Here is a 247-nt window from a genome sequence, read left to right on the forward strand (position 1 = left end):
CCGAGCTGCTGCTGCGTCTGCAGAGCCTTCAGGCGGGTCGATTCCTCGTTCATGTCGGCGTCGACGAGGCGGCCAACGCCCTTCTCGATCGAGTCCGAGAGGTTCTCGACGAAGCCCTTCTGCAGGTCGATACGGCTGTTGAGCGCACCGAGGTCGGCAGCTGCGTCGGTCATCTGCGTCAGGACCGAGTCAACACCCGACAGAGCCTGCGACAGAGCGCCGGTCGTCATGTTGGTGATGTCGAGCG

General features: G+C 64.0%; 1 protein-coding gene. It reads right to left on the reverse strand.

Going from position 1 to position 247, the window contains the following annotated elements; all coding sequences use genetic code 11:
• On the reverse strand, positions 1 to 247 hold a 247-nt coding region (locus tag L981_RS33000), incomplete at both ends, for a flagellin (protein WP_043627260.1).

The organism is Ensifer sp. ZNC0028 (assembly GCF_000799055.1).
Taxonomy (GTDB): Bacteria; Pseudomonadota; Alphaproteobacteria; order Rhizobiales; family Rhizobiaceae; genus Ensifer.